At 53.5% G+C, this 26,117-nt stretch carries 18 protein-coding genes; 6 read left to right on the top strand and 12 right to left on the bottom strand.

Going from position 1 to position 26,117, the window contains the following annotated elements; all coding sequences use genetic code 11:
• Positions 1–17 precede the first annotated feature (17 nt).
• Positions 18–1,190 carry a prephenate dehydrogenase/arogenate dehydrogenase family protein gene (locus KJZ99_09075; GenBank protein ID MCL4306053.1) on the top strand — a complete coding sequence of 391 codons (1,173 nt, stop codon included), beginning with the start codon at positions 18–20 and terminating at the stop codon, positions 1,188–1,190.
• Between the two features lie 68 nt (positions 1,191–1,258).
• Here the strand turns inward: KJZ99_09075 and flgB are convergent, their stop codons facing one another.
• The 3 genes from flgB to KJZ99_09060 form a co-directional block, all read right to left on the bottom strand.
• On the bottom strand, positions 1,259–1,690 hold the full coding sequence (gene flgB / locus KJZ99_09070; protein ID MCL4306052.1) for a flagellar basal body rod protein FlgB: 432 nt from the start codon (positions 1,688–1,690) through the stop codon (positions 1,259–1,261).
• Positions 1,691–1,847: 157 nt separating this feature from the next.
• Positions 1,848–4,982, bottom strand: a complete 3,135-nt coding sequence (locus KJZ99_09065) for a lamin tail domain-containing protein (GenBank protein ID MCL4306051.1) — start codon at positions 4,980–4,982, stop codon at positions 1,848–1,850.
• 318 nt (positions 4,983–5,300) lie between these two features.
• Positions 5,301–7,706: a PAS domain-containing protein gene (locus KJZ99_09060; protein MCL4306050.1), complete on the bottom strand. Its 2,406-nt coding sequence runs from the start codon at positions 7,704–7,706 to the stop codon at positions 5,301–5,303.
• A 202-nt stretch (positions 7,707–7,908) separates the two neighbouring features.
• Between KJZ99_09060 and KJZ99_09055 the strand changes: the two genes are divergently transcribed.
• The 5 genes from KJZ99_09055 to KJZ99_09035 are packed head-to-tail and all read left to right on the top strand — an operon-like array spanning position 7,909 to position 14,594.
• A complete protein-coding gene (locus KJZ99_09055; GenBank protein ID MCL4306049.1) occupies positions 7,909–10,017 on the top strand; it encodes a T9SS type A sorting domain-containing protein in 2,109 nt (702 codons plus the stop codon).
• A 39-nt stretch (positions 10,018–10,056) separates the two neighbouring features.
• Complete coding sequence (locus tag KJZ99_09050; GenBank protein ID MCL4306048.1) at positions 10,057–12,030, top strand: VCBS repeat-containing protein; 1,974 nt, start codon at positions 10,057–10,059, stop codon at positions 12,028–12,030.
• A gap of 23 nt (positions 12,031–12,053) precedes the next feature.
• Positions 12,054–12,938 (top strand): pyridoxal 5'-phosphate synthase lyase subunit PdxS, encoded by an 885-nt coding sequence (pdxS, locus tag KJZ99_09045; GenBank protein MCL4306047.1) that lies wholly within the window; start codon positions 12,054–12,056, stop codon positions 12,936–12,938.
• A gap of 11 nt (positions 12,939–12,949) precedes the next feature.
• Positions 12,950–13,540 (top strand): pyridoxal 5'-phosphate synthase glutaminase subunit PdxT, encoded by a 591-nt coding sequence (gene pdxT / locus KJZ99_09040; protein ID MCL4306046.1) that lies wholly within the window; start codon positions 12,950–12,952, stop codon positions 13,538–13,540.
• 16 nt (positions 13,541–13,556) lie between these two features.
• Entirely contained in the window at positions 13,557–14,594 is a 1,038-nt protein-coding gene (locus KJZ99_09035; GenBank protein ID MCL4306045.1) for a hypothetical protein, read from the top strand.
• Between the two features lie 73 nt (positions 14,595–14,667).
• On the opposite strand, the gene yihA is transcribed toward KJZ99_09035, so the two are convergent.
• The 9 genes from yihA to KJZ99_08990 all read right to left on the bottom strand — a co-directional run bounded on the left by yihA (position 14,668) and on the right by KJZ99_08990 (position 26,036).
• On the bottom strand, positions 14,668–15,249 hold the full coding sequence (yihA, locus tag KJZ99_09030; GenBank protein ID MCL4306044.1) for a ribosome biogenesis GTP-binding protein YihA/YsxC: 582 nt from the start codon (positions 15,247–15,249) through the stop codon (positions 14,668–14,670).
• Positions 15,250–15,273: 24 nt separating this feature from the next.
• The gene (lon, locus tag KJZ99_09025; protein MCL4306043.1) at positions 15,274–17,670 is read right to left on the bottom strand and encodes an endopeptidase La; all 2,397 of its coding nucleotides are present in this window, start codon (positions 17,668–17,670) and stop codon (positions 15,274–15,276) included.
• A 104-nt stretch (positions 17,671–17,774) separates the two neighbouring features.
• Complete coding sequence (gene rpoN, locus KJZ99_09020; GenBank protein ID MCL4306042.1) at positions 17,775–19,250, bottom strand: RNA polymerase factor sigma-54; 1,476 nt, start codon at positions 19,248–19,250, stop codon at positions 17,775–17,777.
• Between the two features lie 301 nt (positions 19,251–19,551).
• Positions 19,552–20,304, bottom strand: a complete 753-nt coding sequence (gene lptB, locus KJZ99_09015) for an LPS export ABC transporter ATP-binding protein (protein MCL4306041.1) — start codon at positions 20,302–20,304, stop codon at positions 19,552–19,554.
• Positions 20,305–20,318: 14 nt separating this feature from the next.
• Positions 20,319–22,820, bottom strand: a complete 2,502-nt coding sequence (locus KJZ99_09010; protein MCL4306040.1) for a hypothetical protein — start codon at positions 22,818–22,820, stop codon at positions 20,319–20,321.
• A 16-nt stretch (positions 22,821–22,836) separates the two neighbouring features.
• Complete coding sequence (locus KJZ99_09005; protein ID MCL4306039.1) at positions 22,837–23,916, bottom strand: hypothetical protein; 1,080 nt, start codon at positions 23,914–23,916, stop codon at positions 22,837–22,839.
• Entirely contained in the window at positions 23,913–24,473 is a 561-nt protein-coding gene (gene lptC / locus KJZ99_09000) for an LPS export ABC transporter periplasmic protein LptC (protein MCL4306038.1), read from the bottom strand. The genes KJZ99_09005 and lptC overlap by 4 nt, the downstream gene beginning before the upstream one ends.
• Before the next feature lie 8 nt (positions 24,474–24,481).
• Positions 24,482–25,471 (bottom strand): KpsF/GutQ family sugar-phosphate isomerase, encoded by a 990-nt coding sequence (locus KJZ99_08995; protein ID MCL4306037.1) that lies wholly within the window; start codon positions 25,469–25,471, stop codon positions 24,482–24,484.
• Positions 25,464–26,036, bottom strand: coding sequence for a hypothetical protein (locus KJZ99_08990; GenBank protein ID MCL4306036.1), 573 nt, complete (start codon positions 26,034–26,036; stop codon positions 25,464–25,466). The genes KJZ99_08995 and KJZ99_08990 overlap by 8 nt, the downstream gene beginning before the upstream one ends.
• Positions 26,037–26,117 lie beyond the last annotated feature (81 nt).

Below are 26,117 nucleotides of genomic sequence, written 5' to 3'. Positions count from 1 at the left end.
AGATGAGCAGAAAACGCATGACTTCCATGGAGCCCACACCGGCAAGTGACGCGGAATTAGTGGAGCTGACACTTCCCGATCCGCTGGAACTCTTGCACCACGATTTTCGAAAGATTGCGTTGCTGGGTGTTGGACTGATCGGTGGATCCATTGGGCTGAAGCTCAAAGCGATGGGTTTCACCGGTTCCATCGTGGGCTATGACAAGCAGGACGTTCTGGAAGAGGCTTTGATGCGCGGCGCCATTGATCATGGCGCAGGCGATATAGCGGAAGCTCTGACTGGCGCGGAACTGGTTGTGCTTGCCATGGACTTGTCGCAAGTTGAGCAAATACTACCGACCATTCTTCGCACTTGTTCTCCCGACTCAGTCATCATGGACACAACAGGTGCCAAGTCCAAGCTGATGAACCTCGCACAAGACACGAGTGGTGCCCGTGGTGTCTTCATTGGCGGGCATCCGTTGGCGGGAAGTCATCGACAAGGAATAGCGAACGCAAACCCCGATCTGTTTGCCAGCGCGTACTGGCTCTTGACGCCGCCTGAAGGCGTGCCGGACGAGCGCCTTGGCGCACTGAAGTGGTGGATTCGCATGCTCGGCGCTTTTCCCATAATCCTAGACGCTGAGTCGCACGACCGAATCACGGCGGCGACCACCCATATGCCGTTGGTTTTTGCTCTTGCCCTGACAGATTGGCTTGCGGTTGTCAGTCGAGAGATACCTTTAGCTCAGAAGCTCGCAACAGGTCACTTCCAGACGATGACCGCGCTTTCTGCTTTGCCTGCTTCAGCCTGGGAGTCTGTGCTTGCAGCAAACCTCGACGAGACAAAGCGGGCGCTTGATTCGTTCTGCTCGCACTTTGAAGAGATTCGAAAACTGTTTGAGGCCGGAAAACTCGATGAGGTCTGGCAGAGAGCCTATTCGTTCCAACGAAAACTTGCACGGGAAAGGCCGGGCGATTGGGATTCTCAGTCCGAGTTGACCGTCATCGTGCCCGATCGCCCCGGAACGCTTGCTCGCATCGCCGGACTGCTTGCCGAGCATAATATCAATATTAGGGACATCGGAATGCTCCACAGCCGTGAGCGTCACGGCGGAGTTCTGCGAGTAAGTTTGGAATCGCAATCTGATGCTCGCAGCGCTATCCAGATTCTCAAACAGCATGGCTATACGGCGATGCTTCGCGATTAAAGAGTCCACTTAAGAGAGAGAAATCGCCCGCAGCATATGCGGGCGATTCTTATTCAATGAGCAGACAATTAGCGCGGATTTCCGGTAATCGCTTCCTTCATTCCATTGTAGCGACGCTTGAGCAATTCGAGCGCCGTTAAGTAGCGCAATTGGGTCTCCGCCATTTCTGCCATCTCTTCTTCAATGCTCACGCCATTCACTCCTGTCACGTCTTCAGGGATCTGTTCACGCGTGATGCGCGGAGCAAGATCTCCCGCGTCTCCACTGGCAGGAAGGTGACGCTCGTTGCTGCGAGCAAGTTTCTGACTATCACCGTCGAGCTGCTGTCGAAGCTGATCTTCAAACTCCACGCGTACCCGTTGATAACCAGGCGTCTCGGCGTTCGCGATGTTCTGCGAGTGGGCTCGTTGCCGCGTAGCCTGTGCATCCAAGACGGCCTTAAGCGTCCCAACCGTCGGATTTTGACCTACCAGAAAGTTTTGAATCAGATTATCTGACATACGAGTGTTCTCCCTTCGACACTTCAAATAGCAAGCCTTGTGCCAATGCTTTAGGTTGACATGACATGTTCAACTTTTCAGCAAGTCCAGTAAATTCAAATAGAAAGGCAGTCCGGAATTTGGTTCCGGACTGCCTTTGCTTAAACAGGACGGGCAGTTACGGGCAAGGCACACCGGTTACGACATAGATTCGTCGATTTGCTGCCGAAATGTCATCCGTGTACTGCGTTGCGGAAATCGGTGTGAGCGTCAATAACGTATAGTCCAGCGGAAAGACCGGTTCAGAGGCCGTGGCATACCAAACGTTGTAGCAGCCACAGTCGTTGCCCTGCGGTGCGCTCCAGCGAAGCTGCACCTGATTTAACGCAGCGAGGCGAATGGCGGTAACTTCAATCGGGACTCCGCACTGAGCATCCTCAAACGGTGCGATTCTGCCCGTCATGATCTGATACTCTTGACAGTAACAACCGGACGTGTCATACTGCGCGAGGATTCCAGTCAAATTGATCGCCCCAACGGGAATTGAGTCTCCAACCAAGGTATCGCAGATATTGACGCGGAACTGCACAGTGTCCATTCCGCTTACAAGGTGATAGTTAACGCCTGCGGCAAAGGTTCCGACTTCAACAAACGTCACGTTACTGACCGTCACGTGGCGTGACTCATAGTCTTCTGGCGCGCATGCTGCTGCCGCTTGGGAGACGATGTTCGCTGGAATCTGAACAGGCGCAGGAATCGAGTGCCCCTCAGAAATGAACGTTACAGAAGCGGCTTCTACTGCAAACTGAGAAAACTCTGTCAGACCTGCGAAGTGATCCAACGCACCTCGAATACGGACAGAGTCACCTGGCAACGGCAGGCGTGCGGCTCCGATCATGTTCGTTTGAGCGGCCGATCCGAATACAAGAACCGCACAGCCGTTGGACTCGACGTAGAGATTTCTGCGGCACGAGTCCCGATAAGTCACCACACCATACGTCACGAGCAGCGAATCGTTCCACACGGGCACGCCGCACGTGTCGCGCTGCAGGATCTGACAAATTGTAACTGTGTCAGGTTCAGCCGGCACTCCACATATCGAAGCTGCTCCGGGTGTTCCGCGATCTCCGTTGTTTGCGCCACTCCAAGACGTTGTAGCGGCGCACCAGTTCGCGGGGTTTGCCGGATCCAAGGTCGTGTTCGTCAACTGTGCGCTTACTCCAGCTGTAAAGGGTAGACCCCCGTAAGTAACGGAAGCAACGGTAGTGTTCGAAGCGTCACGCAGGCTTAGAGTTTCAGACGTATTATTCAAAGCAAGTCCCCAACCTGAAAGCCCGTAACGGTAGGCGTAGCTTTCGGGAACTCCTCCGTTCGTTGCACTATCTCCGTTTGAACAGAAGACAAAGTAGCCACCTGCGGAAACAACGGGATTGCCTTCAAGAGTGTCGGAACCGTTGTTGTCGGAGATTACCCAACCAGCAAGATTAACGGCAACGGCGCCGCGATTGTAAATTTCAAACCACTCTCCCAAGCTATCGGCACTCCCTGCGAAGTTCGGGTTGGGCATGACTTCTGTGAAAATGATATCATAGTTTGAACCCATGACCTCAAATTGTGCCGTGCTGTTCGGCGCGACTGTGTTTCCTGCAACATCCTGCACGTTGTTTACCGTCAGGGTGTAGAGATTAGGCGAAAGAGCCGCGCCAAAAGTCAGCCGCACGGTGCTATTATCACCTTGCAGCACAGCAGTCGTCGGGTTGCCAACGCCGTTATCTACGCTGTAGTTCGTCGCAAGATTTGCTGTCGCTGGATTAAGAGCCTCATCAAACAACGCGTCAACTTGATTCGGTGAGGCAAGCGTTGCGGAGAGCAAGACGGGGGGAGTCACATCGGGCACGCAAATCGACGGAGCGGCTCCCGGGGTGCAGTTCAAGTAAGGTCCTGCATTGAAGGCACTCGCGGACTCATACCACTGCACGCTTTCCCAGTTAAGGCCCACATCGTTCAGGCAGACTTCTATCGAATTGCCGACGTTCGTGCCTGCCAAGTCCGGATAGTTTACAGTGAGAGATCCGTGAACGAGCGTTCCTCCCGTGAGCGCAGTGAAGATGGCAAGGTTATCGCCATTATTATTCAGTCCCCAACCGCCCGAGGAATCCGCACAAACGATTTCGTTTGCGATTTCAGGAAGTGCTACCTTCGTAAGAACGAGATACTGACCGGGGTTGATGATTGTCCCTGCCGGTATGTAAAGCGCGCCTTCCGTTACGGCCGGATAGACATTGTCATCCGTCAGAACCCAACCACCGATATTAATGGGCGAACCGGTGGTGTTGTAGATCTCTACCCACTCGGCATCAGGTACCGCACCGGCATTGATGTCGTCATACATGACTTCGGTAATGACAACGGCATTTGTAGCAGCCCCAACGACTGTGAAATTGCGCGTCAGATTGTTCGCCACATTGCTCGCAAGATCTTCAATCGTCAGGACTGTCAGCGTATATGTATTGGGCGACATTGCTGAAAAAGTGAGATGCACAAGCGCAGTATTTCCCGGATCCCTAAGCGCAAGCGTAGGCGACCCCACTCCGTTATTGACGGAGTAATTCGCCTCAGTCTCAGCAACAGTCTGTAGAACGGGTTCATCAAACAGAACGTCCAGTTGCGTGTTTGAGATAACTGTAACGCTCACTAATGCAGGAGGAGTGACATCTCCACCGCTGCACGGCGTGTTTGCCGCACCGGGAGTACAGTTGCGATAGCGTCCCGTCGGAGAGTAGACAGTTGTTGATTCGATCCAGTCGGTGGGACTGCCGCTCCACGTTGCATTGACGTTACACTTTTCAATTGAGTTGCCTATCGTAAGAGTAAGGTCGGGATACTGCACCGTAAGTGAACCGTCTATCAATGTTCCGCCGGTTTGCGCGGTATAGAGCGCAAGATTGTCCCCTGCGTTGCCCAGCGTGAAACTGCCGATATACTGAGTGCAAACAACGACGTTCGGCAAACCAGTTGAAGTTTCTTTCGTCAAGACAAGATACGCGCCTGCGCCAATCATTGTGCCGTCAGGTACTCGGATTCCTCCTTCGCCCCCGTCTGCGGGATAGACATTGTCATCGATGAGAACCCAACCGCCAATGTTAATCGGCGCGGCGGTCGTGTTACGGATCTCGACCCATTCTGCGTCTGTTGACGCCGTATCGTCATACATAACTTCCGTGATAACAACGTCGCCAAAACTCTGTGCAAGCACGGGCATCGCAGCCCAGCACAAAGCGGCCAGCACCCAAAGCACACGCAACTGTCGCATCTCTTTCACCTCTTCAGAATAACTTCAGAAAAAACACCGTTTGGAGCAACTTCTCTGTCCCACGTGCCAAAAACTACAAACTGAAAGATAATGACAAAACGGTGCTAAAGCAAGTGAACGCGTTCACAAAGGGGGTCGTTAGTGCTATGTGAAACTCTCATGAGATAACGATTTAACTCATTAGAATTGCGGGCAAACTTGGGAATTTCTGACCCAAACTCTTGCGAAAAATTCTATCCAGTGAACCGAATGTGGAGGCAACGGCACAAAAAGAGAGCGCCTCCGTGGAGGCGCTCTCAATAAAGCGGAACAGCTCAACTAATCAGGAGTAACTACCTCAAGCTCAAGGGACAGAAGGCTCCCTGCGATGTCCTCAAGTTCAAAGGGCTTGTTTAGTATCGCATTGGGTCCGAAGGGAAGGAAACCATTCTCGCTATCGGAAAGGCCGACACATGGAACATCGCCGCAACGAGCACGCAGCATCTCCACCCAATCGGCAGGCTGGTCAAAATCACCCAAGTCAATGATGACGAATTCCGGACGCTGGTCGCTTCGGACGAGCCAAACGGTTGCATCGTCGAGATTCGTGAATACTTCGCAGTTGTGTCCCAAGTGCTCAAGCATCCTTCTTGCCACATCCCGAACAGTGGGATTGGTCACCACGAGCATCCCCGGTCCTACCGTCATCTGAGCAGATTCTTGTGCTGGGCTTGCCTCCCTCTGAAGTTGCTCCGCAAGCTTCTCCGCAAGTTCAGTTGTGTAGTCGGCCAGTTGCCTGACATCCTGTTGGACTTCGTCCGAAACGCGCGATACCACGACTAACAGAGTGGGCTCGCCTTCCACTTTGATGAGTTCATGTTCAAAGGAGCACGGCACAACTTGTCCGTCATTTCTCTGCAATTGCACCGTGCTGCGCAGATGATCCTCCTGCCACGGCCACTCGGCAAACTCGTCCATACTCTTACCGATCAGCCCGGGATGGGTGGCTCCAAACAGCTCTGAAGCTGACAGATTTGACTCGAGAATCTTGTATTCGCGCGGCTCCACTAGCAGTATCGCTTCACTCGAAATCGCGCAGAGAGTGTTGAAGTTCTCTTGTGCTTGGTGCAGCTCAACCTGCAACGACTGCGCGTCCGTACGCCTTAACCCATACAGGAGAGTGCCTTGTTCGGCAGGAACGGGATAAAACTCGTGGACCCTTGACCCGAAGAGGCTTTCGAATCGCTGGGCGCGCAACGGATCAAGAATACCAGCAATATTTGCTTGTTCAATGCCCGGAAGTATCTCATGAAGCATCGGCTTGTCGACGAGCTTAGAGCAAATGTCGAGAGCGGCGCTGTTGCCTGAGATGACTCTCCCCTCGGAATCAATCAGCAGGACTGGTTGCGGGTTGAGCATATCAACGAGGGCGTGGGATGTCGGCCTTGTAACCGGGGCGTTATTCGCTTCAACTTTGCTGTGCTCGACAAATTCCAATGCGACTGGTCCTTGTTCGTTAAGCGTGCCGGACAGCCTTGTCGCAATCACTTCCCCGTCAAAGAAATGCTTGTCCATCTGGCATAATAGCCAGCTTCCTTGTTTGAATTCCGTTGAGGCAGCTTCTTTCAAGAATTCTTTAAGCGAGCCTTGGAAGTTGGTTCCAATCACGGTTACGGAGTCGTCTGGCTGGCCTCCCTTGGGCAGGCGCAACAGCTCACGTGCAGCGGAATTCACCCGCAGAACTCTGCCGCTTCCATCCACAACGCACAGTGGTGTACGGACCGCCTGGAAGATTTGGCGAAAGGTCACGATTTCAGGCGCAGTTGCCTTCTGATCATCTTGCGAATAGGCAGGTTGACTGGCAACTGCCGATTCAGTTAAACTTGGCTTGCGGGCACCAAAGGCAAGGACCAGAAAGGCCGTACCAGCACACAGCAGTAACAATGCACTTGCCGCACTTCCAGCGCCGGTCGGCGCGTTGATCTCGGACACCACCAAGAGCGGTTCCATGCCGGGGACATGCAGCTTACAGTATGCCAGAGGTACGCCACCATCCAGGTTGACGATACCGTAAGTCTGCGAAATCAGCAACCCCCATGTCCCGGCACCTATCGGTGGCTCACCGCCTCTGGTCGAGGCCAGGAAAGCTTCTTTGGGACCGTTCATCAAGACCCAGCGTGTCGGCGGATCTGCCGGAAGCGAAAACAAGTCTGAAGCTCCGAAAAGGGCGACAAGTTGTCCAGGATTCGGGTTCTGCGTGCTTGCCGGAGGCCCATACTGCAGCGCCAAGAAGCGATCGCGCCCAGCCTCCGGATTTCCGAGCAGAATGTCGGGTGCTCCGTACTTCGAGAATCCATCCAGCGCCAGCCCCAGTCCAGTTGTGTCTCCGACAAGCGCATGGACCGTCTGGTTGCCTCTTAGCAACACCCATCCTCGGGGGATCGCCTGGCCGGACGGCCAATTATCAGCCATTTGCTGTATCTTATTTTCAACTCGCCATGCTGCCCAGTCCGATGGGTGTTCCACCACGGCGGTCACGTTTTGCCGGAGCATCTGATCGCGAAACGCGGATCTTGCAGAAAGCAGCCGGGTTTCCCAGTTTCCTGCCAAGTTCCTGAGTTTTGCCATCTCGAGCTGCTTGAAGTCTGATTCTGAGGTTCGCAGGTGCCCCATGGATAGCAAAGCACCACCAAGTAGGCCCGTTAGGCCCACAGCCATCGCTACGATCTTCAAGAATGCATGCATACGAGGAAACCTATGAAAAAGCTTTGATAATTCAGCTTTCTAAGAGCGCAAATTCGATGCCTTCCTGGAACGCCTTGACACTCTGTCCCAAAATCTGTAACTTTTGTGTTTACAGAATGTCGGAATGCGTCAACTGCGAGTTACCTGACCCGCTGTTGCAGGATGCATAAGGTAGTCAGGACGAAACGCAAGGGAGAGGATAATGGGAGGTTGGTGGCGAACACTGCTTGTTGCTTTGCTTGCTCTGTCTACGCAGTGCTTGATATTTACTGACCCGTCTTCGGCAACGCCGCCGGATATCCTCTCGACACAAACATTTGACGAACGGGGCGAATTTTACTCCGTCGTCATTGCCCACACCGACACGGCTTCTCCCGGGACATATCTTACCGGAATAGCCTTGCAGAATCTCTTTCAAGCATACGCTGTGAAGCTGAATCTTAACGGTGAAACCGCATGGACTCGAACATGGGGAACCACGAATCGCATGTTCGATTGTCTCTGGAGGGACGGCGGAGGAACCATGATTGGTTTCACGTCTGAGAACAGCACGCTCGATTACAAACTCGTTCACTTCAGCGGAACGGGGACACTGCAAAACACATGGAATTTTGGCGGCAATCAGACCTCCGATCGGGGTTTCTCTGCTGCGTACAGTGGAACAGGGTACTTAGTAGTTGGGCAGGTCACTCCGGGAACATTCGGTGATTCTGACGGCAGCATGGTCAGGCTGAACCAAAACGGCGGAGTCGAGTGGTCTCAACTGTATGACTCATCTTCCGTTGTGCGGCGTGTCGCACAAGTCGATTCGCAGACGATATGGATTTACGGAACTGCTGACTCGGTAGCAGGAGCGGGTCGTGATTTCTGGATGGCGACTGCCAACTCGACGGGCGAGATTACCGCACAGTTTCGTTTTGGCGGAGTTCGTGACGAAGATCTGTACGATGCAGTTCGCGTGAGTGAAGATCTGACTCTGCTGGTGGGCTGGACGCGTTCCTTTGGCGACAGCGCTCGAACCAACATTTGGGTTGTCGCCACAAATGACTTCGGCGACCTCATTTGGCAGGAGTCGTTTGGAGGAACAGAGAACGATGCAGCACTGTGCGTGCGGAGTGTTGCGGATCGAGACAGCGGATTCGTAGTAGGGGGCTACTGGTCTGAACAGCATCTTGGAACACGCAACGCCTTCCTTATGAAGTTCGATCAGGATTTCGACAGCGTTTGGACAATCGTCTTCAACGACACTGTGAATTCCTCGGAGTTTCGAGATGTTGCACTTGACGCGAGCTTTCGCTATCACGCCGCTGGGATTCGTTCTACTCCGCTGCCACATGGCTTCTACATGAAGACGGACGTGGATCCGTCTGCGCCCGTGCAGCATTCTCCGTTGCCTTTTTCGCTGCTGCTGCCGGACGATGGCGCGTTTTTCACGACCGACACGATGCGCTTCCGGTGGGAGGCGACTACAGATCCGGATCCCGGGGACCAAATCGCCTACGCGCTTTTATTTGATACCGACACGTTGTTCGACGACCCCTTTGCAGTAGGACCGCTCCAGAATCCGACGCACTTACTGAATCGTTCAGATGACATTTTTGACAGATACTGGAGAGTTGTTGCGCAGGACCAGCATGGTAACTTGCGGGTGTGCAGCGACCGCCATAGGCACGTTCGCAAAATCCGACCGGATTCCACTCTGGCCTTCAACCTGCTCGGCCCGGACAGTGGAAGCGCATTGACCACGCCGACTGGACACTTTTCATGGGAAGCGGCGCTTGATCCGGATAGTGCGGATGAGGTGATCTTCTATTGCCTGTTCTTTCAAAATGAAGATTCAATCTCTTTGATTGACACGATTTGGGGAACGTCTTCAAATGTCACGTTCACTGACCATCCTTTCATACAGGAAAGTGATACTGTGCGTTGGTGGGTGGTTGCCAATAGCCGGTATCCCGTGATGCAGCGGCAATCGAGACAGACTTGGACGTTCGTCAATTGGAATGTTTCTGCCGACCCTGTTCCATACGTTCCCGCGCAGTTCACCTTTGATCGGGCATATCCTAATCCGTTTAACACGGTGGTTACGCTGGAGTATTCACTCCCGCAGGCGACGAATGTAAATCTCTCGGTATTTGACATAACCGGAAGAGTGGTCGCGTTGCTCGCTTCGGGTGTCGAAGCCCCCGGTTCGCATACCGTTCGCTGGGATGGAACCTCCGACGGTGCTCCCGTATCGACCGGTGTGTATTTCGCACGTCTGAGTGCCGACGAGTTTGTCGCAACCCAGAAATTGCTCTTGCTTAAGTAATAATCGCTCAGTTTTTCGCTCTGGATCTGGAGTCCCGCGTTGGTCCTGCAACTTTTGACTTGCTTCCTACTGCTCGCCCCGATGGCGACACCGCTGCTTTCTCAGTCTTTCAGCCCGACGGTGCTGGTTCGAGACGCCGGTGGCATTGGAGATGTGACAGCGCGTGACTTCAACGGAGATGGCGATATTGATTTGATGATTGCCTCATGGTGGCCCGGAGCCGCGCTGTACTACGATCGCGCAACATTTGACTCGCTAATCCGATATGAGGTTTACGTCTCAGGCGGTTCTGCGAGGAATCTTACATCAGGCGACTTTGACAATGACGGCGATTGGGACGTGGCCATCGCCGCGTGGGATGATGAGTTCTGTGCGCTGCTGCGAAACACAGGATCATCCAACCCGCAATCCCTTTTTGCAATCGATACCGTCTTCGCACAGGGCGGAGGACCCTATGCGGCTAAGGCGGCAGACCTGAATGGCGACGGCGAAACCGACTTGATTACAAGTGAGCTGAGAAATGCCACAAATCAGGTGCGCATCTTTGAGCAGTTGAACGGCTCTTTAGAGGAAATCTGGTTAAGCTCATTGGCGCACGATCCGCTCGGTTTGGCCACTGCCGACTTTAACGGCGACGGGACACTTGAAGTGCTCATTGCTGCCGGACAAGATGGCGGAGTCTACGTCATGCGTCATACGTCAATCGGAGGATATTCTCTGTCTCAGGAGATTCCCGGTTTCACGCTGACGGCCTTGGCCGCAGCGGACATTGACGGGGATGGGGAGACAGACATCTTCGCTTGCGATTTCGGCGCGGACCGCATTCGACGGTGGGAAGCAACCGGCACTGGTTGGGCGATGTCCCTTCTGCCTGGGTCTGTGACGAATCCTCGGGACATCGAACTTGCGGACTTTGATGGCGATGGTTTGATGGATGTTGCCTGCACGGCTCAAGGGGAGCAGAATAGCGGCGGCGGGGTGTTCTGGTGGAGGCAATCTGCAGCGGGAACGTTCACGATTCAGCAGATCACAAACGAATCAAACTTCTATGGTCTTGCCGTCAGCGACTATGATCTTGACGGAGACCTCGATTTATTGGCAGCAAACGTCAGCAGCCAGCAAGTCGTGCTGTTCAGAAATCTCATGGGGACTCCTTCTCGCATCATAGGCATAGTATCCTCAGAGCGGGGCGGTGCGCCGATTGAAGGCGTTATTGTTACTGCGCTGGAGACAGGAACTACGGGGATAACCGACGCTGCCGGACGATACGAACTGGGCGTTATCGAAGGTGTATTTTCGCTTCGATTTCATCACCCCTGCTGGCAGACTAGGACCATTGTCGGTATCGAGACAAACAGCGAGGACACGACTTTTGCCGATGCGGCAATGCAACGTCCTGTGATAGAATTGCCTGTTTCATCTCTTAACGTGTTCGTGCAGAACGAGATTGTCTCGACCTACGAACTTTGGATAGAGAATTCCGGAGATGCGCCGCTCCATGTGGAGTCTGAGCCGATGAGCATCGCACCTTTGTTCCCGTGGATTGACGTCCAACCCAGGTCGCTGGCGATTCAGCCCGGAGAATCAGGGTTGTTCACAGTCACCTTTTCTCCTGATACTCTGAATGACGGAGTCTATGATTTCCTCGGCGAGTTGACACTGCTCACAAACTCGTGCCCGGATACCGTAGTGCGAATCGCCATTCACGCTATTGTGCTGGATTCACCTGACAGAGATTCACGGCTGCCGCTCACGACACGAATGGAATCCGCGTTTCCAAATCCGTTTAACGCGACCGTGACGCTGCCAGTAGAGATTGGTGCCGCCGACCATTATTCAATACGCACATTTGATATTATGGGCAGGCAAGTCGCGACCTTGCACAATGGCTACCTTTCACCAGGACGTATGACATTTCAGTGGTCAGCCGGAGAGTACGCGTCCGGAACGTACTTCGTAGTGCTTGAATCCCCGCGTGGCCGCTGGGAAACTTCTATCAGATTGATCAAGTAATCAGTGTTGTGAGGCGAACAAACATGAGTGCAACGGGGACATTTGCAACAAAAGTTGGATTGGCCGAAATGCTCAAAGGCGGCGTGATCATGGACGTGACTAATGCCGAGCAGGCGCGCATCGCGGAAAAGGCGGGAGCTTGCGCCGTGATGGCGTTGGAACGTGTTCCTGCGGACATCCGCAAGGAAGGTGGCGTCGCGCGAATGTCGCAGGTTTCCGTGATCCGCGAAATTCAGAATACGGTATCAATTCCTGTGATGGCCAAATGCCGCATTGGGCACTTTGCCGAAGCACAGATTCTACAAGCGCTCGAAGTGGATTTCATCGATGAGAGCGAGGTGCTGACGCCCGCTGACGAAGAGTATCACATCGACAAGCACAAATTTAAAGTCCCGTTTGTCTGCGGATGCCGGAATCTCGGTGAAGCGCTGCGGCGAATCGCCGAAGGTGCGGCTATGATTCGCACCAAAGGTGAAGCAGGAACGGGAAACGTCGTGGAAGCCGTCCGGCACATGCGCTCGGTCATGAGCGAAATGCGCCGCGTGAAGGGGATGGGCGATGAAGAACTCGTGCACTATGGCAAGGAAATCGGAGCACCTTTCGAACTGTTGAAGCAAGTTCGTGAACTCGGCAAGTTGCCTGTGCCGAACTTTGCAGCGGGTGGCATTGCGACACCGGCCGATGCGTCACTGATGATGCAGTTAGGCGCTGAGTCGGTGTTCGTAGGTTCCGGCATTTTCAAGAGCGATGACCCCGCCGCGCGTGCCGAGGCGATTGTTTTGGCAACAACGCATTACCGCGATCCCGATGTTCTTGTGCGAGTATCCGAAGGCTTGCAGACGGCCATGCACGGCCTCGACGTGCGCACCATGGATGAGTCCGAACTCTTGTCCACGCGCGGATGGTGAGTGGTCTCGTGATGGCGCGAGTTGGTGTACTGGCGTTGCAAGGCGATTTCCCTGTTCATGAGGAGCGGCTGCGCGCACTGGGTTGTGAAGTAAGGCAGGTGCGCACGCCTGCCGAACTCGAGGGACTCGAAGCGCTTGTCTGGCCCGGTGGTGAAAGCACCACTATGACACGCGTGATGAGCGATGAGCTGCGTTCGGCTCTGATGGAATACTGCTCAACCTACCCGGTGTGGGGGACGTGCGCGGGCATGATCATGCTCTCGCATACGGACAATGATCCTCGCGTGAAGTCGCTTGGCCTGGCTAACGTTCATGTTAATCGCAACGGTTGGGGGCGGCAGGTCCATTCTTTTGAAGCGGAACTGCGCGTCGTGCCTGAGCTTAAGAGTCAGAGACCGGCAATTGGGGTATTCATTCGCGCCCCCCGAGTGACTCAAGTTGGAAGCGGCACAAGAATTTTGGCTTGGTACAAGGATGAACCGGTCGCCTTAGCCCAAGACAGAATGCTGCTCACCACATTTCATCCTGAATTGACCGGTGATGATCGTTTTCATCGTTTGTTATTATCTTGGATTCTCGAAACTCATCGAGTTGCATCTTAAGCACGGGAGACCGCACTTGACCGCACAGTCTATGACGCGCGCCGCATTGGCCGCACTGCAATTAATTGCTATGGTTCTTTTCGTTAGTTGCGACGAACGCAACGAAGCGGATATTCCTCCGCGAGCGTACTCTTTTAGATCAAAAATCGTCACGACCGGTGTCGCACAAAATGTCGACTGCAAACAGAACATGCTTGCGATCGGCGCTTCGTCTTCCGGAACCTACGTGTACGACATCTCAAATGCCGGATCACCTTCACAGATTTTTCACTATCCGCAAAGTGACCCGTTCTACACCACGTATGTCGGGATTGACCCGATCAACAATTTGGTGTTGACGGTCTCGGAACCGGATGGAGAACCGGGTGATAAGTACCCGATTCATAATTACACAAACGGCACGATCATTGGCTACGCGAATTTCTCCGGCGGCATTGTGGAGACGGAAATTGTTTCACGTGAAAACGAGCTATATGCTTGGAGATCCGATATTAGCGGCGGGGACGGATTGCTCTACAGCCCCTTCTGCTATCTGCCTGACTCCGGACGCTGGCGACCCAATTATTGCACGAATTTCTATTTCCCCTACATACCAATAAACGTCAGAATTCGTGGTTTTGGTGTGAATGGCGATTTGTTCGCGGTTGCACAGAGTAATTATCAGTTTCGCATTTTCGATGTGCTGAACAATTCCACCGTTGCTCTCGTACCCACCCCCGGCGATCCCCAGGACTGCGCGTGGTATGGCAATTACATTCTGGTCGCAGACAATTTGTTCCTGACGGTAGTCGACGTCTCAACTGTTAGTGCTCCCGAAGTCGTCACGTGGCTAATCATCCCCGGTGCGGACAGACTCATCCGTATCGTCGTGGATGGAACATACGCCTGCATCCTGGATGACGCAGACGGAGTATACATTGTGGACGTGTCAGATCCAGTGAATCCGAAGTATGTTCAGAAACTCGATTTTCCAGAGCCCAACTCAATTTCAGCTTCTAACGGTAAGCTGGTCGTCGCCGATGAACAGCTCGGAGTCATGATTTACTCGCGGTGAAGTAAGGTCTGAGCCGTGCAAATTGAAAGCCCCGGATACTCTCCGGGGCTTTTGACGTCTATCGAGGCGCAGGTCAACTTTGGATCTGCATAATCTTTTCCCACAATTCTTCGCGACCTTCATGTGTCGTGCTCGAGTATGGAACCAAAGCCTCCGCACCCAGTGAGAGCATAGGCCCTCGAAGTGTGGCAAGCTGCTGATCACGCTCCCTGCGCGTCAATTTATCCACTTTGGTCGCAATCACGAGAAAACGCCTGCGATACATGTTCAGAGCCTGAATCATCTGATGATCCAACTTTGTCAACCCTCGCCGCACGTCAACAATTAGAATGACGAGCGCAAGATTTTCCGAGTCGGCAAGGTAGTCTTCCAAGAAACCTGCCCACTCGTCCTGCAGCGACCGCGAAACTTTCGCATAACCATAGCCGGGCAGATCCACGAAGTAGAACATCCGTTCGCCGATCCGGAAGTAGTTCAGGAGTCTCGTCTTTCCCGGCGTCGCAGAAGCCAATGCCAGCCCCTTACGATTCAATAACGAGTTGATGAGTGAAGACTTCCCTACGTTGCTGCGACCGACGAAGGCGATCTCCGGTAACACAGGGCGTGGCGCTTGCGCAAGATCAGTGCATGATTTGACAAACTCTGCAACGGGAATTGAGAAAGCACGCGTGGCCACGGGTTAGTGCGAAGCCGACTCTTGATTGACGGTCGTTATCGCTCGAACCTTCCGCTTGGTCGTCGGAAACAGCTCGCGCCACACAGTCGTGATATTGTCTGCGAAGACCACCTCCATACCCTTGCGCAGTGCCAGATCGAGTTCATGCCAATCAGGCTCATTTTCAGCAGGGATGATGAGTTTCCGAATCCCTGCCCGTTTCGCGGCCATTGTCTTTTCGGCGAGACCTCCGATTGGGAGCACGTGGCCACGCAGCGTAATTTCACCAGTCATGGCAATATCTGCAGGTACGGGTGTCGAAGTCAGCGCCGAGAGCAGCGCCGTCGCGAGCGTAATACCTGCAGAAGGCCCGTCCTTAGGAGTGGCGGCTTCCGGAATATGGAAGTGAACATCGCACTTCGTGACAAAATCCGGTGAGACGCCCCAATCACCGCCATGAGCACGTATGAAAGATACTGCGGCATGAGCAGACTCCTTCATAACATCGCCGAGCCTGCCGGTCAGTTGTATCGCACCTTTGCCCTTCATCACGCTTGATTGAATATTCAGGATCTCACCGCCCTGCGATGTCCACGCGAGACCAACGGCGGTGCCGATCCTATCCCCTTTCTCAATCTGACTGTCCTTGTACGGCGGGACTCCCAGCAGGCGATTCAATTTGTTTGGCGCGACATTGATGGTTCGAGCAAGGTCGCCGGCGTTTTCTTTGGCAACTTTACGACAGATGCGGGCCATCAGCCTTTCAAGTTCACGCACACCGGACTCGCGCGTGTATGACGAGATGATCTTATCTAATGCAGTGGGCACAACATGCAGTTCTCCGTCGCGTAAACCGTGATCATGCATCTGCTTTGGCAGGAGGAACTCGCGCGCGATGTGCATTTTTTCGTGATGGAGGTAGCCATGCAACTCGATGATCTCCATGCGATCCTGCAGCGGGACCGGGATATCGTGACGAATATTAGCCGTAGTGACGAAGAGAATCTGTGAGAGGTCGAAATCCACTTCAAGATAGTGATCCGAGAAGGTCGAGTTCTGTTCGGGGTCGAGAACTTCAAGCAGGGCGGACGCAGGGTCGCCACGAAAGTCCGCGGACATCTTGTCAACTTCGTCCAGCAGGAACACCGGATTCATGGAACCCGCGCGCTTCATTCCCTGAATGATTCGACCGGGCATCGAGCCAATGTACGTCCTTCGGTGACCGCGAATCTCAGCTTCATCGCGCACACCTCCCAGTGAAATGCGGACAAAATTGCGTCCCATTGCCCGCGCGATGGACCGTCCGAGCGACGTTTTCCCGACACCGGGAGGGCCAACGAGACAGAGAATCGGACCGCGAATCTTTTCAACTCGCGCAAGCACAGCAAGATGCTCAAGGATACGCTCTTTGGGTTTGCGCAAACCGAAATGGTCCTCGTCCAGAATGCGCTCGGCTTCCTTCAAATCAAGCCGATCTTGAGTCGTTACTCCCCACGGCATCGCCAGCATCCAGTCGAGATAGTTCTTGAGCACCGTCGCTTCCGGCGACATCATCGGCATGCCCTTGAGTTTTTCAATCTCTTCCTCCGCACGCTGCCGGACATCCTTGGGCATACGCAGTTTCCGCAACTTCTTGCGATAAGCGATGACGTCCGAGAAATCCTCCTCGCTTTCGTCGCCCAACTCCTTTTTGATTATGCGCATCTGCTCCTGCAAGAAGAAGTTGCGTTGCGTCCGGGAGATCTTCTCTCTTACTTGTCCTTCAATATTGCGCTCGATTTTCAGAATCTCAATTTCTTCATCGAGCACATTGTTGATCAAACGGAATTGATCTGGAACATGCGTCTGCTCAAGGACTTCCTGTTTGCGCACGGCCGTCATGGGCAAATGCGCGATCACGAAATCGGCGACCGGCGTAGGGTCGTTCAGATTGCTGAGCGTCAGGAGAACTTCGTCGGGTAGCTGACGATTCAAGCTGACGTACTCACGGAACCCGCGCAAAGCGACCTTCATGTGAGCACGGGCTTCTGGTCCATCTTCTCCTGTAAGCTCGATGGGTTCGCTGAGTGCCGACAAACAATCACTTTCCGGCTCCCAGTTCGTAATACGGGCGCGGCTTACTCCTTCCACGAGCACCTTAACCAGACCATTGGGGAGCTTTAGAGTCTGCAGGATGTTAGCGACAACACCAATCTCAAAGAGATCTTTCGGGGTGATTTCCTCAGTGCCCGGGTCGCGCTGGGTCACAAGGAGTATGCGACGCTCGAGCAGCATGGCTTTCTCTATAGCTACGAGAGTCGCGGCGCGGCCGATGAGTAGGGGAAAGATCATTGCCGGAAAGACGACCACATCGCGCAGCGGCAACACAGGCAGTAGTTCTGCCGAGCGGGTCTCCAGAACTTCTGGGTTTTCTAAGGACATGTAATTTCGGGGATGATTGATGTGAAAAAAGGAAGCCGGCTGCCAAATCCTTCGGCAACCGGCCCCAAGATACAAAACTGAATTCAGAAATGCTACGCTTCCAGCTAAATCTCCCGCCGCAGTCGTTTCACCGGAATGCTGAGCTGCTCACGATATTTCTGCACTGTGCGACGGGCAATGGGGAATCCTTCCGCGGCGAGGAATTCGGCAATCGCCTGATCCGACAGAGGGTCACTCTTGTCCTCAGCTTCAATGATCTCCTGCAGGCGCGATTTGATAACCTTTGTTGAAATCTCTTCGCCATCGCTTGTTTCCATGCGCTCGCTGAAGAAGTACTTTAGTTCGAAGACTCCCCACTCGGTTTGAACGTACTTGCCGTTCGTGACACGCGAAATAGTGGAGATATCCATGCCAATGTCTTCCGCGATATCCTGCAGAATCATTGGTTTGAGGAACTCTCTCCCCTTCATAAAGAACTCTTTCTGCCGTTCTACGATAGCCCGCATTGTGCGCAGAATCGTCGTCCTCCGCTGGTGAATCGCGTTGATAAACCAACGAGCGCTCTCAAGCTTCCTTGTAACAAACTCCTTGACCTTCTTGTCTGTGTTCCCCGAGAGGAACATCTCCTTGTAGGCGGTATTGACGTGAAAGTTCGGGGTATTGCCGTCATTCAAATAGACATTGAAATTCCCGTTATCGTCAATGCGCTGCACGACAAGGTCCGGGACAATGTAATTTTGCTTTTCATCGAAGTATCCTTCGCCCGGTTTGGGATTTAAGCGGCGAATATCTTCGTAGGCAGACTTAACTTCATCGAGAGTAATTCCGAGTTTGCGTGCCACGACTTCAAAACGCTTGTTCATGAAGTCGTCGTATCCTTCAACTAACATGCGCATCGCGACACGGTACTCCCGGGGGTCATCTTTCTGCCGCAATTGAATCAGCAGGCACTCCCGCAAGTCCCGCGCGCCGATTCCCGGGGGGTCGAGCTCTTGAACCACGGACAGCACTCGCAACGCCAGCGGCACGGGCACGTTCAACTCTCTGGCGATTTCCTCGATAGGATAGCTCAAGAACCCGTCACGATTAATAGAGCCGATGATATACTGTCCTACGCGATATTCCTCTTCAGTCAGCCGCTGAAGCCGCAGTTGATCTTCAAGGTGCTCGGCGAGGGATTGAACAGACGGGCGGGGCAATTCAGTCAGCTCCTCACCTCCGGAAGAAGTGAATCGTGAAGCCTTGTACACAGACGGGTCCTCATCGCTCAAGAAGCTGTCCCAATCGACCTCATCATCCTGACGGGACGACTCCTCTCGGCTTGTCCGCGCGGTGACCTCATCGGCGTCGGAACGATCGTCCAACGAGGCTGCAGAGTTGTCCGTCTCGACTTCAGCGACATTTCGTTCCACAACCACTTCGTCTTCAGCAATTTCCTCGAGGAACGGGTTCTCCTGCAGCTCGGCACGCACGCGCAATTCCAGCTCGAGCATAGGGAGCTGAATGAGCTCGCTCCGCAGTATCTGCTGCGGTTGAAGGTATTGTTGAAGTTCGGGTTTGAGGACTTGTCTGAGTTCCATCGAATTACCCTTCTGGTCCGAGCGGTAGGGAGGAGTGGACTCTGCAAATCGGAGTTTTGAGGACAACCCCGCACAGCCATTCACCGTGGCAGATCAGTTCTCCTTTCATGCAACCCCTGTGCCACAAGGGAGCAGACTGCAATTTGACCAGGTATGTAATTTTGAACAAACGATTGTCTTAGTATCTAAACACTGTTTTTGATTACTTTAAGAGGGATAATATAATTCTGTCTAACTATTGCATGTCGAATCATAGTGTTACTTCCCGACTTGCTTCGGCAAAGCAGGTGTTATAGCATGCCTAAAGGCGGAAAGAATCGCCGAGATAGATTCGCCTCGCCTCTTCGTTCGAGGCAAGGAACTCTGCGGAACCCTCCATCAACAGCCGCCCGCTAAAGATCAGATAGGCCCGGTCAGTTATTGCCAGAGTCTCGCGAACGTTGTGATCCGTGATGAGAACTCCAATCCCACGGTCTTTCAATGACCGAACGATGCTCTGGATGTCGGCTACGGCAATCGGGTCAATCCCGGCAAAGGGTTCGTCCAAAAGCATGAACTTCGGGCGTGTCACCAGCGACCTTGCTATCTCCACACGTCGCCTCTCACCGCCAGACAACTGAAAGCCCTTATTATTGATCACGTGTTCCAGTCTGAACTCGGCCAGCAACTCCTCAGCACGGCTTCTGCGCTCAGAACGCGTGATTGGCAACAGTTCGAGGATTGCCATTAAGTTCTCTCGCACGGTCAGCTTGCGAAAAACAGACGGCTCTTGCGACAGATAGCCCATTCCTAACCTTGCACGTCGAAACATCGGCCAATCCGTGACTTCGGCATCTCCCAGGAAAACGTGTCCGGAACGCGGCCTGATCATTCCCGTCATCATATAGAACGTGGTCGTTTTGCCGGCTCCGTTTGGGCCCAGAAGGCCAACAATTTCGCCGGTTCTCACTTGTACCGAGACTTCGTCCACAACTTTGCGTCGTCCGTAAAACTTGACAAGGTGTTCACCTCGCAAGGTCGTCGTTAACGCTTCGCTTGAGGAGAGGTTAACTATGTCTGGAGAATCGTTCAATCCACGATCTCCGTTTTACGGCGTCGCGCAAGCCAGAATCCTGCACCAACCAGCAGGAGCACAACGAAGTGAGAGACTGTCGCTACATTGACGCCCAGTCTCTCGCGATTTCCCGCGTATTCGAAGACGACCTGATGTTGACCTGCAGTCAGGTAAAGCCCTCGAGTAAACCCGTTCACCAGAAATATCTTCTCCTGTTTCCCGTCCACCTTGGCAACCCACTCTGGCTCATAGTATGCATCTGCAAGGACAAGCAGGCCGGGTTCGTTTCGGCGCGTTTCAATTTCCACGCGGTGTGCTTCATGCTTTAGTATTCTGACTTCAGACGTGGGATCGCTGCCCAAACGTCCCGGCAAGTCATTGTTAATCACAGCAATTTGAGTGAATGGGAAGCCCGGGCGCCGCATCGTTTCAAATGCGTTCCGCCTGTCAGGAATCACGAGCACCGAGTCAATGAAATAGGCGCGTTCCTTAGCATTGGGCAGGCGGTAAGCAGCCATCTTAGCACTACCATCCTCATAAGCCAATTGCAACCCAAACTCGGGCGGTAAGAGGCCCTCGGCAATAATGTACTTACAATTAAGCGATGCAAACAACTCGAGATTGAGCGGGAAGGAACGATTCGTGCCGTTATAGAACAAATAGTCGGCCATGTCCTGCCAACTCCGCATCTTCGCGCCGTGATAGCCGCCCAGAGATTCAACTCCCCATGCCGCCCACCGATTGTCCTGATTCAGCCGTCCAGCTGGAAAGACCCTGAAGAGTTCTTTGTCCTGCTGAAGCTGTTGCACGACGCGGTTTGTCTGCAATAGTGCGGCCTGTTGCGCTTTTGGCTGAGGATCAAAAAACTCTCCCGCAAAACTTCCAAGGTCAATCGCGGTCAGCAACAGCAGTCCGCCGATCAGAGCTGACTTTGCAAGTTTCTTGAGCATGAATAAGTAAATGGCCGCAGTGGCCAACGTCAAAAGTAACAGACGCCACGTGAGATCACCAGCAAGCATAGAGGCGCGCTCGTTCACCAGCATGGTTATCTGCTGCGGCTGATAGCGCTGTGCTTCTCCGTCCTTAGTTAGACTTGCCAGACCTTTTGCCAAGCCTTCGCCGCCCACAAGCGAGATGACCAACAGCACGGCACAGCCAATTAGAACGTAGCGGAACGTCTTCTTCCACTTCTCGTTGTCTTGCTGCTCTTCGAGTTTGCGGAAACCAAACGCTGCGAGGATTGCAGCACACATCATAACCAATAGGAGGATCAGTGACGGTGTCCGGAACTTGTCGAAGAATGGAACATAGTTGAAGAAGATTGAGTAGAAGCTCTCAAAGTGCTTGCCAAAGGAAAGCAGGATTGAAAATACGGATAGGCTGATCAAAGCCCAGATGAAGCGCGATTTCTTGCCAAACAACGCGAGAATCGCGAGCAACAGAGGCACAATGCCGAAATAGAAACTCGATGATGTGAAGAGCATGTCCCCCCAGTAGGTTGGGGACTTCAGCCCGTACCATGATGGAAAGACGAATGTAATCAACTCCGATGGGGCCATGCTCCATGCCGTCGCGTCGTCCATTGTGTAACCGCTTTGGCCTGCGGTGCCAATCGCGGGACCCACTCCACGTATTGAGTACTCCACGTACTCCAGCAAAGGGATGTACCAAAGAGATCCGACGCATACGGCCAGCACCACCGCGACTGCCAACTGTCCGCCGGCCGTTAGTGCAGACAAAACTCCTCCCGAGCGGATTTCGTGAATCGCCCAAGTGATGAAGAGTATTCCCACCGAAACCCCGCTGTAGAATAGAACCTGCGTATGTCCCCCGTGCTGAATCTGCCACCCAAAGACCATGGCAAACAGCGCTAAGTCAAGCAGTCTTCGCTTCTCGAAAATTTGCCAACTCAGAAACATCAGAATCGGGATGTACATGAAGGTAGCAAGTTTACCGCCGTGAGATGCAGTGATTAGCGAGATGAAATAGGGATTCCATGCGAGCACAAGTCCGCAGAGCACTGCAATAGGCACCGCGAACTTGAGCCTTCGCACGACATAAAAGACGAGCAGACCCGCATAGAGCATCAAGGCGACGAGCCACTTTTCACCTCGATTTGGGCCGGAGTAATTCCCCAGCAGCAAGACGTAATTCGTGAACATATCCGCCCAATAGCGCGGATTAGCCCAGCGATATGCGAATGCGTATGGCGCTTCGACATGTTCGAAATTGGAGTATGCGCCCGCCGCAAAAGAGGGGAATCCGCCGTAGATTTCCGGACACCAGAGCGGATATTTGCCTTTTTCAGCCTCCTGAATTGCAAAAGTGTTCCAGGACATCGATGCCACTGTGTCATCACCTGCCGAGAACACTTTATTGCTAAGGACAATCTCGTGAAACAGGCCGACAACAGCGATATAGAGCACCAGCACACCGAGGACATCGGGCAGCCAGTGCGGCATAGGCTTCTTCACAACATGTGGGGCGGGAACCGCCTTGGCAGGCTTTGCGGTCACGAATTGCTCCGTGTGGTTACTTGAACTTTGCGTTGACCAGCGACTCAGGCGTATACTTTCCCTTCGTGCCGCCTTCGACGCGGATGTGTGAAATCTTCCGGTTGCTAAACCTAATGGCAAGGCGGTCACCTGAGGTTACATTCAGTCCTTGGTCGCCCTGCTCGTCCCGAACAAAGTAATTTGCAGTCGCGGTTCCTTCAATTAAGGCACGCGAAAGCAGTCCTTCCTCGATCCACAGAGTCATGCTTTGTCCTGTCAATACCTGTCTCGGCGAACTTGGCAAGCTGTCAGAGGGACTCGAAGCGATAGCATGTCCATGAACTTCGACACGTTCGAGCGCTTCGCCATCGAAATAGAGCCGCATACTGTCGCCGAGAATGCTATCGGCACTCGAAACAGCCAGTGGTTTACCTGTCAATACGGCGTAGGAAGAGTCGGTGACAAAAGTCAAGAGATCTCCGAAGGCTGTCAAGCTGTCCCGCACAATCTTGACGGACCCGCGAGCCGTCGCCAGACCTTCTGCATCTAAGTAAGCTATTGTGTCACCAACTATCTCTGTGAATGCGTTACCCGTGCTGTCTCTACGAATGAGAACCGGACTGCGAGTCATCCACGCAGCCTCGCTCTTGTGATCAAAGTAGCCAAGCCCTCCGGTCAATGTGACATCCCGGGAATCGTACCGTACGCGCACGTTGTCATACAGATATCCGTTGCCGAGCCGCTCGCGATAGACTGCCCGGTCACAGTGAATTCTGATGGAGTCCTGATAGATGCGCACTCCACCCTTGGCATGAACCTCTTCAAGCCAATCAAAGTATGTGACTTCTGAGGCGAACATCTTGCGATGTCCGTCATTCACGATGACGTCTTCTCGAAAGTCAAGCTTGCCTGAGTCTGGAAAGTAGATAGCTTTCTCGCAAGTGATGCTCAAACTATCCTTCCCGATTTCGACATTTCCCGTCAGCTCTTGATACTTCGCGCCATTAACTTCTCCGTAGCGCAACTCGTCCGCCCGCCGAAGCTCAACTGCTTCGCGCTGACCTTGCGCAGACGTCACAACGACGAACAGACAGGCGATGACAAAACAGCGATTCACGGGAGTGGCGTGTCTTGGACTGAGGACTCAGTCGCAGTACGGGCCGGTCGATCGCGCAATGTGCGGCCAGTCGGACGGTCTACTGTCCAATTGCGCAGATTCTTATCCGCACGAAATCCCGTCCCATAGATCGTGTCCGTAGGTGTCGATATCTTCACTCGCCCGTCTGCGTAGATCATCCCTTGAGCATGGTCATAACGAAGCCAGTCTGTTTCAAGCTGCTCTCCGCTGTCCGAGCGTGCAACCACGTTCCCGAAGGCGTTCAGGTTCCGGGTAGTTTCTGTCGCTGTTCCCGAGTCAGCCCAGATGCGAGTCCTTTGTCTACCCAGTTCGTCAAAGAAATCCGCGACGACACCGCTGTCTAGAATGATGAGATTCTGCTTGTCATATTGGAGCACATGCCCCGCCTCGATCAAAGTCGCCAATCTGTCATCCGTATAGAACGAGATCTTTGCGCCGAACAGCTCTTGCTCCGGAAATTCCTCTTCAGCGGCGGTCTCCGGTGGTGGTTGCGAAGTGCTGCACCCTATAATGATCGCCAGCAATACTATTGGCAATACAAACTTCACGGCCGGCCGATTCCAGACTTGAGCAGATCGTGCATGTGTACGATACCCGCAAGGGCTCCGTCGCGGTTCACGACCGGCAGTACCATTATGTTGTGCCGCTCCATCTGATTGACGGCTCTTGTCACCAGCTCATCCTGCAAGATTGTCTTGGGATTGCGAGTAGCAATTTCGCCGATGCGGATCCTTGTCAGATCAATGTCCTGTTGCCATGCGCGCCGCAAATCTCCATCGGTAAAAATCCCTTCCAGACGCCCTCCATCATTGACAACACATACAGCACCCAATCTGCGTTTTGACATGCAAAGCACAGCGGTCTTTAAGTCGTCATCAACGCGAACCGTTGGGACATTCTCCCCGGTATGCATGACATCTTCAACCCTTAGCAGTAACCGCCGCCCGAGAGTCCCGCCTGGATGCAGGTAAGCGAAGTCCTCTGCAGTGAATCCCTTTGCAGTCAGCAGCGCTACGGCGAGTGCATCACCCATGGCTAAAGAGGCTGTTGTCGAAGCGGTCGGCGCAAGATTCATCGGACAGCCTTCTTCGGCGACCCCCGTATCGAGCACGACGTCGCACTTGTCTGCCAAAGCTCCGCGGGTGTGGCCAAGGAGACCGATCACAGGTATACCAATCAACTTGAGATAAGGGAGTACTGCCCACAGTTCCTCTGTGTCGCCGCTTTTGGAGATGATGATTGCTGCGTCATCGCGAGTAACCATACCGAGATCTCCGTGTGCGGCTTCCACAGGGTGAAGATAGGCAGACGGAGTGCCAGTGGACGCGAGGGTAGAGGAGATCTTCCTGCCGATATGCCCGCTCTTGCCGACTCCTGTCACGACAACTCTTCCTCTTATCCCCAAGAGCAATTCAACTGCGCGCTGAAATTCACCGTTAACCCTCGGTTTGAGTTCCAGGACAGAGCGAGCCTCGATGTCCAGCAGCCTGCGGGCGGCATTCAAGGCATCAGCTATTGTCGGATGATCACTCATCGCCACCTTCGTCGAAACTGTTCACAAATGCCTCCCACTGGCCGGTGGACCATAGCCACAAATCAAGGAACTCGCGGACGCAACCCTGCCCGCCGCAACTGTTAAGTACCAAGTCCACACCGTTGATGATGGCAGGATGGGCGTCACAGGGTGCGACCGACAAACCACAGCGAGCCATCACAGGCCAATCCACTAAATCGTCACCAATAAACGCCATTTGTTCTGGTTTGAGACCGTGTTTCCCGATGATCTCGTGCGCGACCGGCCACTTTGCCAGAAACCCTAACCGGATTTCGTCAAACCTAAGAGCCGACAGACGAGCTTCCGTGGCCGTCGAACTACGGCCTGAAATGGCACCAGTCAGCAACCCGAACTTTCGGATCCTGCCAAGAATGAGGCCATCCTTTGTCGAGAAACCTTTTGCCTCCAGCAAGTCGTCCCCAAAAGATATTGTCCCGTCCGTTAGCACACCGTCCACATCGACCAAAAGGAGTTTGATTCGTGCGATTTTGTCGTGCAACTCGGTCGGAAGTTCAGGCCGGAAAGCCAGAACGTTGTTTTTCAAGCGTTGATTCAAGACCGTATAGAGTTGGGGTATAATTTTTGCTTTGAAAGATAGGGCAATTTACGAGAATTGTCAACCCTC

This window comes from bacterium (assembly GCA_023382385.1).
Classification (GTDB): domain Bacteria; phylum Electryoneota; class RPQS01; order RPQS01; family RPQS01; genus JABWCQ01.
The sequence above is the reverse complement of the archived record's forward strand: the minus strand, read 5'-3'. Positions and strand labels throughout refer to the sequence as shown.